This is a genomic window from Micromonospora sp. NPDC048868, assembly GCF_043198195.1.
GTDB classification, from domain to species: Bacteria; Actinomycetota; Actinomycetes; order Mycobacteriales; family Micromonosporaceae; genus Micromonospora; species Micromonospora reichwaldensis.
Genome location: NZ_JBICUN010000023.1, coordinates 103,736 through 116,089 on the forward strand (window position 1 = coordinate 103,736; position 12,354 = coordinate 116,089).

A 12,354-nucleotide genomic window follows, 5' to 3' on the forward strand; every position below is an offset into this window, starting at 1 on the left:
CGGGGGGGGGGCGGGGCGCCCCCCCCCCCGGCGGCCCGGCGGGGGGGGCCGGCCCCCCCCCCCCCCCCCCCCCGACCCGGGGTCAGACCGTTCGGATCAGAGCTCGACCGAGGTGAGGTCGAGTTCACCGACGTTGGAGAGCTCGATCTTCTTGATCTTCTCCGAGTGACCGGACTGCTGGCCACCGAAGTAGACCGGGATCGAGGGGACGTCCTGGTCGATGAGGGCGACAGCCTCGGCGTACTTGGCGTGCGACGCCTCCAGGCTCGGCGCGGAGGCGGCTTCCTTGGCCAGCGCGTCGACCTGCGGGTTGCTGTACTTGCCGTCGTTCGAGGAACCGCCGGTCACGTAGAGCGGGCCGACCCAGTTCTCCACGTCCGGGTAGTCCTGCTGCCAGCCGGCGCGGTACATGCCGGTCATCTTGCCGGCGTTGATGTTCTGGCGGAACACCGCGAAGGTCGGCACGCCCTCGGCGCGAGCGTTGATGCCGAGGTTCGTCTTGACCTGCTGCGCGACGGCCTCCATCCACTCCTTGTGGCTGGCGTCGGCGTTGTAGAACATGACCAGCTCACCGGTGAAGCCACCGGCCTCGGCGAGGAGCTTCTTGGCCTCGTCGACGTTGAACTGGCAGGCGGTGCAGTTGCCGGCCTTGGCGCCCGGGGTCAGCGGGTTGGCCCAGCTGTCGGCCGGCTTGCGCGAACCGAAGAAGATCTTGTCGCTGATCTCCTGGCGGTTGATCGACAGCGAGATCGCGCGACGCAGCTTCGGGTTCTGGAAGCGCTTGTCGTAGATCGGGAAGGCGATGATGCCGGTCGACGGGGTGGTGGAGGAGATCGCCCGGTCGCCCAGGTCGTTCTTCCACTTGTCGCCCGCGATGGCGGAGACCGGAACCTGCTGCTGGAAGTCCAGGTTGCCGGCGAGCAGGTCGTTGTAGGCCGCCGTGTCGTCCTGGTACAGCTTGATGTTGACGTCCTTGATCTTCATCTTGTCGTTCAAGGAGTACTCATCGAAGCGCGTCAGCTTGATCTGGACGTCGTCTTCCCACGACACGAACTTGATCGGGCCGTTGCCGATCGGCTTCTTGCCGAACGCCTCGGCGCCCCCGGTGAAGAACGCGTCCGGCAGCGGCATGAAGGTGCTGTAGCCGAGCTTGGTCGGGAACACCGCGGTCGGCGCGGCCAGGGTGACCTCGAAGGTCCAGTCGTCGACGACCTTCAGGCCGGACATCTCCTTGGCGGCGGGCTCGGGGGCCTTCTTCGGGCCCTCGGCGCCGTCCGGGTCCTCGGTGTGGACCTGGTCGAAGCCCTGGATGTCGGCGAAGAAGCTGCCGTTCTGCGCGCCGTTGGGCGAGTAGGCGCCCCAGTTCCAGGCGTCCACGAAGTTCTTGGCCTTGACGACGGTGCCGTCGTGGAACTTCGTGTCCTTCTTGATCTTGATCGTGTAGACCTTGGAGTCGGACGTCTCGATCGACTCGGCGACCGCGTTGCGCGGCGCGCTGCCGTCGTTCGGGTACTCGACCAGACCGGTCCAGATCCAGTCGATGATCGCCCCACCACCGGTCTCGGTGGTGTTCGACGGGACCAGGCCGACCTCCGGCTGAGTGCCGTCGATGGTGATCGCGCCGTCGCTGCTGGCGCCGGCGTCGCCACCGTCGCTGTCGCTGCTCGAGCAGCCGGACGCGACGAGCGCGAACGCCGCGCCCAGCGCGACCGCGCTACTTGCCCGCTTCGAGACTCTCATTCCGAGGGGCCTCCTCTTTCTGAACCTGGATCCGTCGTGGGTTTCACGCACGTATGGGGGGTGACACGTCCGGCGCCCGCAGTGCGGGAGCCGGTTTCACCGCAGTGAATTCGGGACAAGATTGATGTACCGATCCGCCGGGCCACCTCGCCCGTCGCGCTCGGCACCGCGCACACGAGACCACCACGGAGCACCGTCAACAGGCGGGTCCATGGTCGTCAGGCCGTACGGAGTGCCTCACATGAGGGGTGAGGTGCTGCCACTGTGACACCCACCGGCCCGTTCCGTGAAGGTGCCGTTATCAAGCCGTTAGTTGGTCGCCACGTTGCCGATACCCGAAAAAAGATCATGATGTACGCGGGTCGTACCGCTCTGAGCAGGAAAGACACGGTTCAGAGGGGGTCCGCCCCCCGGTGCGGGGTCGATGGCTGTGAGCTTCCCCGCGTCCCCTCCGGCGCTGTCCGACGTCGGCCGGGCGTTGGCCGTTTTTGCCCATCCGGACGATGCCGGCTTCGGCTGTGCGGGCACCATCCCCACCTGGGCGGCGGAGGGTGTCGACTGCTCGTACCTGCTCGTCACCCGGACGACTCCGGAGAGTGCGGAGAGTGCGGAGGCACCCGCGCGCCGAGGTGAGCCGGCCCGGGGGGACGAACGACTCCGGCCCCGGCACCGCGCGGGGCGGTACCGGGGCCGGGGCCGGTGAAGCGGGCGTCGATCAGGCGGTGAAGCGCAGCTTGCGACGGCGGAACAGCAGCACGGCGACCGCGCCGGCGGCCAGCAGCGCCACGCCGGCGGCGATCGCGGCGGCGATCGGGGAACCGGTCAGCGGCAGGTCACCGCCGCTGCTCGCGGGCGAGGTCGACGGGGCCGGGCTGTCGACCGGGGCGCTCGGCGACGGGGACTCCGCCGGGGCGCTGGGCGACGGCGACTCCGCCGGCGCGCTCGGCGACGGCGACTCGGCCGGGGCGGCGGCGAACGCGGCCTCGGCCTTGGCGCTCACGGTGGCGCCGGTGCTGCCACCGAGGATCAGCTTCTGCGCGGCGCGCTGGCCGGTGAAGAGGAACACCCGGCCGAAGGAGACCGAGTCCTGGGCGGAAACGGTCACCTTCACCTCGCCGGCGCCGTCCGCGGCCAGCCAGAACTGGCCGCCGTTGGTGGTCTTGGTGACCGGCTTGCCCTCGGCGTCGACCGCCGAGCCGCCGTCGACCGCGACGGTGATCTCGCCCGCCGGGCCCTTGACGGTGAACGGGCCGGCCTTCTCGCCCACGGTGGCCTTGGCGCTGGCCGGGTCGACGCTCAGCTCGGCCTTCGGCTCGGGCTGGTCGGTGGCGTTGGCGACCAGGTAGTCGTGGACCTTCTTGACCACGTCGTACTGCTTCTTGCCGAGCAGCTTGGGGTTGTCGACCCAGTCACCCAGCTGGACGCCGTCGCTGAAGTTCCAGATGGCGGTCTGGGTGCCGAAGTAGAGCAGCTTGTCGGCGTCGGCCTTCGCCGGGGCGGTGGCGCCGGCGGCGGCCAGCAGCTTGGCGGCGTCGGCGTTCGGGTAGCCGTGGGTCAGCACCCACTGCACCTTGCCGAGGTTCTTCACCTGGGACTCGTCCCAGGTGCCCTCCTTGTACTTGCCGTCGATCGCCACGTTGGTGTGGTAGTCGATGCAGAAGGCGGGGACGAGCTTCCCGTCGATCTTGAGTGCCAGGGCACCGGTGCTCTTCGGCTGCCCGTTGAGCACGAGCGTGACGTTGCTGCCCTTGACCGACTTGGCGACGCCGGTCTTGTCGGCGGCGGCGGCCGGCGCCACCGCGCCGAGTGCCAGCGCGCCGCCGGCGACGGTCGCCAGGGCGATCCGCGCCCAGCGCCGTCCTCGTTGTCCGAACATCAGATTCGTGCACCTCTCCCCAGGGGTGACCCGCGCACGGCGGGTTGCGTGAAGCCGCCGTTCCCGCGGGATGTGCACCACCCGCACGCGAGAACGCGACGGGGCATTATGTGACGGGAGTTGATCGCTTGTCAGCCCCTGTGGGCCGCATTCGTCGTTTCCGTCCCATATGACGGGGAAAAGAATTGGATCACACCAGCCGGCGATCGGCCGCCCAGCGGGACAACTCGTACCTGTTGGACATCTGGAGCTTGCGAAGCACGTTGGACACGTGCGTCTCCACCGTCTTGATGGAGATGTAGAGCTCCTTGGCGATCTCCTTGTAGGCGTACCCCCGGGCGAGCAGCCGCAGCACCTCGCGCTCGCGGTTGGTGAGCTGGTCCAGCTCCGGGTCGGCCACCGGGGCGTCGGGACGGGCCGCGAACGCGTCCAGCACGAACCCCGCCAGCCGGGGGCTGAACACGGCGTCGCCGTCGGCCACCCGGCGGACCGCGGCGGCCAGCTCCTCCGGGGAGATCGTCTTCGTGACGTAGCCCCGCGCGCCGGCCCGGATCAGCCCGATCACGTCCTCCGCCGCGTCCGAGACGCTCAGCGCCAGGAACTTGACCTGCGGGTGGGTACGCCGCATCGCCTCCAGCACCGCCCGGCCGCCGCCGTCGGGCATGTGCACGTCGAGCAGCACCACGTCGGGCAGCGTGGCGGCGATCCGGGTGACCGCCTCGGCGACGGTGCTCGCCTCGCCCACCACCTCGACGTGCGCGCCCAGCTCGGCGCGGACCCCCGCGCGGAACATGGCGTGGTCGTCGACGAGGAAGACCCGCAGCCGCTCGGCGCGGGCAGCCGCCCCCTCGACCGGTTCCATCGACTGCTCGGTCATCACTTGTCCCTCTCCGCCGTTGCCGGGTCGCGGGTGATCGGCAGGATCAACCGGACCTCGGTCCCTTCCCCCGGCTCGGAGCGGATCTCCGCCCGGCCGCCGTGCCGCTTCATCCGCCCGATGATCGAACCCCGGACCCCGTGCCGGTGATCCTCCACCGTATCCGGGTCGAAGCCCTTCCCCCGGTCCCGGACGAAGACGCTGACCTGATCCGGCTCGACCTCGGCGTAGAGCGAGACGGTCTGCACCCCGGCGTGCCGGGCGGCGTTCACCAGCGCCTCGCGGGCGGCCGCCACCAGCGCGCCGACCCGCTCGTCGGTCTCCCGGTCGCCGACCACCACCGCCTCCACCGTGATCGCGAACGTGTCCTCGACCTCGGCGGCGGCCTGCTCCAGGGCGGCGGCGAACCGCTCGGTGGGCGAGCCGGTGGGCTTGTAGAGCCAGTTGCGCAGCGAGCGTTCCTGCCCCCGGGCGAGCCGCTGGACGGTCTTCACGTCGCTCGCGTTGCGCTGGATCAGGGCCAGGGTGTGCAGCACCTGGTCGTGCACCATGGCGGCCAGCTCGGCCCGTTCCTGCTCCCGGATGCGCCCCTCGCGCTCCGACCGGAGCTGGTTGTACGTCCGCCACAGCACCGGCGCGGCCACGACGCCGACCCCGGCGAGCCCGACCAGGGCGAAGATCACGCCGTTGAGCACGGCGTCGAAGTTCTGCGCCGGGGAGTAGACCGCGGCGACGCCGATGATGCCCACCGCGACCAGCACCCCGCCGCCGATGAACCGGAGCACGAAGGCCCGCCGGTCGCTCTCCTCCACCACCGCGCCCAGCCAGGGCACCGGCATGGAGTCGCCCCACTGCCGCCGCCGCTCCGGGGCCGACTGGTGCCAGATCACCCCGGCGCCGACCGCGATGATCGCGACCAGCCAGCCGGCGGTGCCCGCCGCCCCGACCGAGTCGAAGACCATCACCTGCACCAGCAGCACGCCGAGGCCGATCGCCACGAACGGCAGCAGCTGGGCGACGTCCCTGCGGGCGGGCACGGCGGTGTCGCCCGGGCGCAGCGGCACGACCGCCCAGAATGCCGCGTAGAGCAGCAGGCCGAGCCCGCTCAGCCCCAGCAGCACCATGAAGGCGACCCGTACCCGCAGCACCGAGATGCCGAGGTGGTCGGCGATGCCGGCGGCCACCCCCGCGGCCATCCGGTGCTCGGGGGCGCGGTAGAGGCGGGGTGGCTGCGTCACGGCGCTGATCGGAGACTCCCTGGTCACGGCGGGCACGGAGCGGGCGACGGTCTGTTTCCGGCGTCGGATCGATCGTCACACGACGCACCGGGGCCCGACCACGGGGACGCCCCCGACATTCGGGCCGCCGGGATCTCAGGGTGGGGTCAGGGTCGGGTCCTGAGGCCGCCCGGCGGGTCGGGGCAGCAGGATCGAGGCATGACCGAGGAAGCTGCCCAGCCCGCCGACCCCGGGGCCGCTCAGCCGGGTGGGCCACCGCCGACCGCGACACCGCCCGCCGGCTCCGCGGCGCCGCCCCCCGTGGCCGCGCCGCCCCCCGCCGGGGACCCGGGTGGGCCACCGCCGCCCGGCGCCGGGCCGGGCCCCGGACCGCAGCCGTCGTTCGGCGGCGCCGGCTTCACCTCGCGGTACGGGCTGGTGCGCCCCCGCGACGGCCGCTACCTGGCCGGCGTCTGCGCCGCCATCGGCCGGGCCACAAACACCGACCCGGTCCTCTGGCGGGTGCTGCTGGCGGTGCTCGGCTTCTTCGGCGGCATCGGCATCCTGGTCTACGTCACCGCGTGGCTGATCATCCCGGGCGAGGGGGACAGCGCCTCTCCCGTCGAGTCCATGCTGGGCCGGGGCCGGTCCAGCATGTCCCCGGTCACGGTGATCGTGCTGAGCATCCTGGTCGCGATCAGTTTCGGCTACATCGTCACGGACGCGTTCCGGGCGGTGCTGCTCGGCGCCACGATCCTGATCGGCGGTGCGCTGCTGCTCAACCGCGACAACAGGGCCGCCCAGGGCGCGCCGGCCGGCCCCGTCCCGCCCGTTCCGCCCACCGCCCCGCCCGGGCCGGTGCCACCGGTCGGCCATCCCGCCCCGGTCGCGTACGCGGCCCCGCCGACCGTGGCCGTGCCCCCGGGGACGGGCCCGGTCCCGGCCCCGCCGGCGACCGTCGCCCAGCCCGCCTGGAGCGCCCCGGTCTCCCCACCGACCGCCGAGCTGCCCGCCTGGCCCCCGGCCGCCCCGGCCCCGCCCGCCCGTCCACCCGCGGGTACGCCGACCGTCGGCTGGCCCCCGGCGGCGCCCACGTCCGGCTGGCCCGCCGCGACCTCGGGCGCACCGGGACCGGGCCACCCGGTGCCCCCGCCCCGGCCCCCGGGCTACCGGCCCCCGTTCGCCCCGCACGGCCCGTACGCCGGGCAGACCGTCGTGCCGCCCGCACCGCGCAAGCCGCCGAAGCCGCCGAAGCGACCGAAGGAGCGCTCCCCGCTCGGCGCGGTGACGTTCTCGCTGATCTTCCTCGCCCTGGGCGTGGTCGCCGTCGTCGACCTGCTGGACGTCTACGACATCGGGGCGTCGGCCTACTTCGCGGCCACGCTGGCCACCATCGGTCTCGGCCTGCTGGTCGGCACCTGGTTCGGACGGGCCCGCTGGCTCATCGCACTCGGCGTGGTGGCCGCCGCCGCGCTCGGGGTGGCCACCGTGGCCGAGTCCTACGACCGGATCCGGGGCGTCGACGGCAACGTCACCTGGGCGCCCACCGACCACCGCGACCTCGCCCTGCGGTACGAGAACAGCTTCGGCGACACGGTCCTGGACCTGCGCGCGGTCGACTTCGACAAGAAGAACACCGAGATCACCGTCTCCGTCAACTTCGGCGAGTGCACGGTGGTGGTGCCGCCGAACGTCGACGTCACCACGGTGGCCGACGTCAACGCCGGCGACGCGGTCGTCTTCGGCAAGCACTCCGGCGGGCTGGCGGGCGAGCTGCGGGAGACGACCGACCTGGGTCCGGACGGCCCCGGCGGCGGCACGCTGCGCCTCTACATCCACGTCAACGCCGGCAACCTGGAGGTGACCCGGTGAAGGCCCACCGCACCGACATCGTGTCCTTCGCCTTCGGGCTGATCTTCCTCGGCCTCGCCGCGTGGTGGCTGCTCGCCCAGTTGCTCGGGCTCGCCCTCCCGCCGGTCGGCTGGTTCCTGGCCGGCGCGCTGATCCTGATCGGCCTGCTGGGCCTGCTGGGCGCGCTGCGCTCCGGGCGGTCCGGCGGCGCGCCCACGCCCGGCGACGCCCCCTCCGACGCCGCCCGCACCGGCGCCACCGCCTCCGACGCGGTCGCCCCGGACGCCGTCGCGCCCGTCTCCACCCCGCCGGGCGCGGATCCGGCGGGCCGGGCGACGGACGGACAGGCCACCGGGACGGACCCGACCCGCTGGGACCTCGACCGACCCGCGCCGGCCGACGAGCCGACGGCGTGGGGCGGCCGGCGCTCCGACTGGGGCGAGCCGACCGACTGGGGCGCGCGGTCCGAGTGGGACGTCTCCGCGCCGACGACCGGCGCACCGACGACGGCCGGACGGCCGCCGGGCGGACAGACGGCGGAGGAGTCGACGACCGGCGGGCAGACGGCGCAGGTGCCGACGACCGCCTGGCAGACGGCGGAGGAGCCGACCCTCACCGGGGCGACGACCGGCGGGGCGACTGCGGAGACGCCGGCGACGGGCCGTCCGGCCACGGGCGGCCTGCGGGCCGGGGACGAGGCCGACGAGTGGCCGGCGGAGGCCGTCACCGACGTCCGGCCAGAGGCGGTCGAGGACCGCGCCGCCGACGAGGACGCCCGGTTCCAGCGGACCGACGGGCCGCCGGCCGGTGGGGAGCACCCGCGCGGCTGACGACAGCGGTGCGGCCGTCGTCGGCGGCGGCCTATGCTGGCCGTGGAGAACTCGCCTCCGCCGGCCGGCCCGCGCCGACCTGGCCGCCGCACCGACCTGGTCGCCGCGCCGGCCGGACGCGCCGCCGTGGCGGTCCCGCCGCGATTCCCGTCTCTACCCGTCAGGAGTCCGTCCGACATGACGCAGTCCCCCGCCGTGCGCACCTCCGGCCGGTCCGGTCCGGTCCGCATCGGCGAGCGAGCCGCCCGTACCCTCGTCTCCGAGCTCGCCCGGATCAACGATCCGAAGGCCGCGCTGCTGGTCGGCGCGACGCCCGAGTCCGCGGTGCTGACCGCGGCGATCGACGCGCTGCTGCCCGGCGACACCCTCACCCTGGTGCCCGCCGGGTCGACCTCCCCGGCGGCCCTCCGGGAGCACGTCACCGCCCAGGGGCGCTGGGTGGCCGACCGGGTCCGCGTGGTCGACACCCTCGCCGAGGCCGAGCCGGCCGCGGTGGTCGTCGCCGCGGAGCCGCTGACCGGCACGGCAGACGAGACCCGCGCCGCCGTCGAGGGCCTGACGAAGTACCTCGCCGACGGCGCGGTGCTCAGCGTGGCCACGACCGCGACGCCGGGACGTACCGCGGGCGCCGCCGCCGAGCTGGACCGGCAGGGCGCGCTGTACGGCGTCGGGGTCGACCTGGTGCTGCGCAACACGCCGCCGCTGCGGGTGTACCGGCTCCGCTACACCCCGGCCGACGCCGCGTCGGCGGCCCGGCTGGCCCCGGCGTACCGGCCGTCCAGCGTCCCGCTGACCCGTGGCATGCACATCGACTCCAACGGGGTGGCCGCGGCCGGCATCGCGCTGGGCCTGGCCGCGGTGGCCCGGGCGACCCGGCCGAAGTCGAAGCTCTGGCTGCTCCCGGCCCTGGCCGCCGCTCCCGTGGCCGCCTTCTTCCGGGACCCGGAGCGCGACGTGCCGGAGGACTCCTCGGCGGTGGTCGCCTCGGCCGACGGTCGGGTGCTGTCCGTGCAGCGGCTGCACGACGAGCGCTTCGGCGAGGGCGAGTGGCTGCGCATCGCGGTCTTCCTGTCGGTGCTGGACGTGCACGTCAACCGTGCGCCGGTGGCCGGCAAGGTGGTCGACTACTTCGTCGCCGACGGTGGCTTCGCCAACGCGATGAAGCCGGCGGCGGAGCACAACGTGGCCGCGTACACGGTGCTGGACACCGCGCGCGGCACGGTGGTCGTGGCGCAGCGCACCGGCCTGATCGCCCGGCGGATCGTGCAGCGGGCGCCGATCGGCGCGCTGCTGGCCCGGGGCGAGCGCTTCGGCCTGATCCGGTTCGGCTCGCGCACCGACGTCTACCTGCCGGCGGACGCGGCGGAGCCGCTGGTCGGCCCCGGAGACAAGGTCGTCGGGGGCTCGACCGTCATCGCCCGCTGGCGCTGAGGCCCGGCCGGACGACACGAAGAAGGGGCGCCGCGCGATCGCGGCGCCCCTTCTCGCGTACGTGTGTCAGGCGGTACGGCGCTGACGCAGCCAGAGCACCGGGCCGCTGACCAGGTAACCGACCACGATCAGCGCGAAGGTGAGCCGGATGTCGATCAGCGCGCCGATCACCGGGGCCAGCCACAGCCACGGCGGCAGCTTCACCAGCCGGGCCAGCTTCGCGTAGGGGAAGCTGGAGACCATGGCGAAGGCGAGCAGCGCCACGCCGGCGACCAGAACGATGCCCGGCACCGGCAGCCCGATGGCGACGGTCAGCGCGAGCACCGCGGCGGCCATGGTGGTGGGGACACCGCAGAAGAACCGGCCGTCCTTCGGCGAGACGTTGAACCGGGCGAGCCGGATCGCCGCGCACGCCGCCACGAGGGCGCAGGCCACCGCGGCGGCCGGCGTGGAGACCGAACCGGCCAGCGAGGCGTAGACCACCACGGGGGCGGCGAGCCCGAACGAGCACATGTCGGCCAGCGAGTCCATCTGCGCGCCGAACGGGCTGGCCACGCCGAACTTGCGGGCGAGCGCGCCGTCGAGGCCGTCGAAGACGACGCAGGCGATCAGGCAGAGCGCGGCGACGCGCACCTCGCCCTGCATGGCCAGGAAGATGGCCAGCATGCCGAGCATCAGGCTGCTGAGTGTGCAGGCGTTGACCACCGCGAACTTCATCCGGCGGGCGACCGTCCGCTCGCCCGGAAGCAGCGGGATCGACATCGCCGACTCGTCGTCGACCTGGGTCGTGGGGCCGAGCGCGGGGCTGACCGGGACGATCGAGGCGACGTCGGCGCGCTCGACCCGGGTGAGTCCGTAGCGGCGTCGCGGCCGGTCGGCGTAGCGGTGTTCGGGCATCGAGAGGTCGCTGGTCGCGTGCAGGTCGCCGTCGCGGCGCCCCACCCGGACCAGCAGCACCTGCCGGGCGAGCGTGCTGCTGCGGCGCAACGGGCCCGCCCAACGACGCCCTGCGGGACGCGGACTGTCAGTGGTACGACGCCGGCGCCATGGGGCTCTCGGCACGTTTCCTCCATCACCGGATCGGTTTACCGTCGCGAGGGCGGCCGTCCGGCTGTCTCGTGCCGGACCTTTCTGGCCCGGCAGCCGTTTTGCGGAGTACACCATCGCATAGGGGAACGGGGGTTGGCGATAGCTGCCGGCGGTACTTATATCTGGTCTAACCGCGCGTACCGCTCTCTTATTCCCATCTCGGGCTCCATCGCCCGTTTCCTCCACCAACCCCACATCGAATGTACCGGACCCCGTCTCTGCCGGCTCGGTGAGCGGGTGCCGGGGACACCGATGTCCGGTTACGGACGCTCATCGGTAGGCGCATTGGCCAGCGCCAGTGCGGCGATCCCGCTCAGCGGCAGCCCGGCGAGTTCTTCCGGGGTGAACCAGCCCGCCCGGGCGGTGGAGCCGCCGGCGAGCTCGGTCACCCGCGGCTCGGTGGGCGCGTCCACCGCCACCCGGTAGAGCACCCGGATGCCGTGCCAGTCGAGCGGGCGCCCCTCCGGGCCCAGCGCCGCCGGGTTGTGCAGGTTGTCGACGCCGATCAGCTCGACCACCCGCCCGAGCTGCCCGGACTCCTCGACCAGTTCGCGCAGCAGCGCGGCGACCGGCTGCTCGCCGTGGTCGGTCCCGCCGCCGGGCAGGTGCCACCGGCCGGCACCCGGGTAACCGTCGGCGATCATGGTGAGCAGCACCCGGCCGGCCGGGTCGGTGACCAGGCCGTACGCCCCGAAGCGCTGCCTGCGGTCGGACGGGAGCGCGGCGGCGGGCTCGGTCGCCGACGAACGGGGCAGATCGGACGGCAGGGGCGACACGGGCACGCCGAGCAGCTCGGCGGTGAACGGCATGAGCGGCACCGCCGCCGCCTCGTCGGTCGTGAACCAGCCCAGCTCGTCGGTGCCGCCGGCCGGCTCCGGCCGCAGTTCGCCGCCGCGCGCGACGACGTCGAAGACCACGCGGTCGGTGTGCACCGCGACGTCGGCGGCACGGAAGGCCGTCACGTCGGCGGACACCGCCCGCAGCCCGGTCACCTCCACCGCGAGGCCGGTCTCCTCGGCGAACTCGCGGACCACCGCGTGCGCCGGGTGCTCCGCGTGTTCGAGGCCTCCGCCGGGCACCTGCCAGACGCCCGGGACCGGGCACGAGGCGGAACCCCGGACCAGCAACACCCGCCCGTCCGAGCCCCGACACACGCCGTACGCGCCGACCCGTCGCCGCTGTTCCACCCGCCCGCACTCCCCCGCCCGCGCCGACCCGTTCCGTCGATCATGAGGTTAGCCGCAGCGGACGCGGTGTGCCGCCCGGTCGACCTCGTGATCAACGAACAGGGGCGGGGGGCGGACGCTCCTATGCCGCGTCAAGTGGTTGGGGTGGGGTTTCGAGGCGTCGGTAGAGCTCTCGGGCGACGTAGCGTGTGAGGCAGCGTTTGATTTCGCGGTCGGTTTTGCCTTGGGTACGTCGGCGGTCGGCGTAGGCGCGGGT

General features: G+C 73.3%; 9 protein-coding genes and 1 pseudogene. 4 read left to right on the forward strand and 6 right to left on the reverse strand.

Features of this window, described 5'->3' with window-relative positions; translation table 11 throughout:
• Positions 1 to 96: 96 nt before the first annotated feature.
• Positions 97 to 1,740: an ABC transporter substrate-binding protein gene (locus ACGFNF_RS27075; protein ID WP_357579171.1), complete on the reverse strand. Its 1,644-nt coding sequence runs from the start codon at positions 1,738 to 1,740 to the stop codon at positions 97 to 99.
• Positions 1,741 to 2,164: 424 nt separating this feature from the next.
• Here ACGFNF_RS27075 and ACGFNF_RS27080 point away from each other — a divergent pair, with 424 nt between their 5' ends.
• Complete coding sequence (locus ACGFNF_RS27080; RefSeq protein WP_393171517.1) at positions 2,165 to 2,443, forward strand: PIG-L deacetylase family protein; 279 nt, start codon at positions 2,165 to 2,167, stop codon at positions 2,441 to 2,443.
• A gap of 12 nt (positions 2,444 to 2,455) precedes the next feature.
• On the opposite strand, the gene ACGFNF_RS27085 is transcribed toward ACGFNF_RS27080, so the two are convergent.
• From ACGFNF_RS27085 to ACGFNF_RS27095, 3 genes are all read right to left on the reverse strand, one after another.
• The gene (locus ACGFNF_RS27085; RefSeq protein ID WP_393171519.1) at positions 2,456 to 3,616 is read right to left on the reverse strand and encodes a Cys-Gln thioester bond-forming surface protein; all 1,161 of its coding nucleotides are present in this window, start codon (positions 3,614 to 3,616) and stop codon (positions 2,456 to 2,458) included.
• 190 nt (positions 3,617 to 3,806) lie between these two features.
• Positions 3,807 to 4,493, reverse strand: coding sequence for a response regulator transcription factor (locus tag ACGFNF_RS27090; protein WP_311410756.1), 687 nt, complete (start codon positions 4,491 to 4,493; stop codon positions 3,807 to 3,809).
• Entirely contained in the window at positions 4,493 to 5,758 is a 1,266-nt protein-coding gene (locus ACGFNF_RS27095; RefSeq protein WP_151455192.1) for an ATP-binding protein, read from the reverse strand. The genes ACGFNF_RS27090 and ACGFNF_RS27095 overlap by 1 nt, the downstream gene beginning before the upstream one ends.
• A gap of 171 nt (positions 5,759 to 5,929) precedes the next feature.
• On the opposite strand from ACGFNF_RS27095, the gene ACGFNF_RS27100 reads away from it, so the two are divergent.
• The 3 genes and pseudogenes from ACGFNF_RS27100 to ACGFNF_RS27110 all read left to right on the forward strand — a co-directional run bounded on the left by ACGFNF_RS27100 (position 5,930) and on the right by ACGFNF_RS27110 (position 9,822).
• A complete protein-coding gene (locus tag ACGFNF_RS27100) occupies positions 5,930 to 7,582 on the forward strand; it encodes a PspC domain-containing protein (protein WP_357579174.1) in 1,653 nt (550 codons plus the stop codon).
• Positions 7,579 to 7,762, forward strand: a pseudogene (locus ACGFNF_RS27105) (hypothetical protein); the annotation flags it as partial. The gene ACGFNF_RS27100 and the pseudogene ACGFNF_RS27105, both read left to right, overlap by 4 nt.
• Positions 7,763 to 8,568: 806 nt before the next feature.
• A complete protein-coding gene (locus ACGFNF_RS27110) occupies positions 8,569 to 9,822 on the forward strand; it encodes a phosphatidylserine decarboxylase (RefSeq protein WP_357579175.1) in 1,254 nt (417 codons plus the stop codon).
• A gap of 66 nt (positions 9,823 to 9,888) precedes the next feature.
• Here the strand turns inward: ACGFNF_RS27110 and ACGFNF_RS27115 are convergent, their stop codons facing one another.
• Both ACGFNF_RS27115 and ACGFNF_RS27120 read right to left on the reverse strand, forming a co-directional pair.
• On the reverse strand, positions 9,889 to 10,809 hold the full coding sequence (locus tag ACGFNF_RS27115; protein ID WP_393171522.1) for a CDP-alcohol phosphatidyltransferase family protein: 921 nt from the start codon (positions 10,807 to 10,809) through the stop codon (positions 9,889 to 9,891).
• Positions 10,810 to 11,171: 362 nt separating this feature from the next.
• The gene (locus ACGFNF_RS27120; protein ID WP_393171524.1) at positions 11,172 to 12,098 is read right to left on the reverse strand and encodes an NUDIX hydrolase; all 927 of its coding nucleotides are present in this window, start codon (positions 12,096 to 12,098) and stop codon (positions 11,172 to 11,174) included.
• Positions 12,099 to 12,354: the final 256 nt, after the last annotated feature.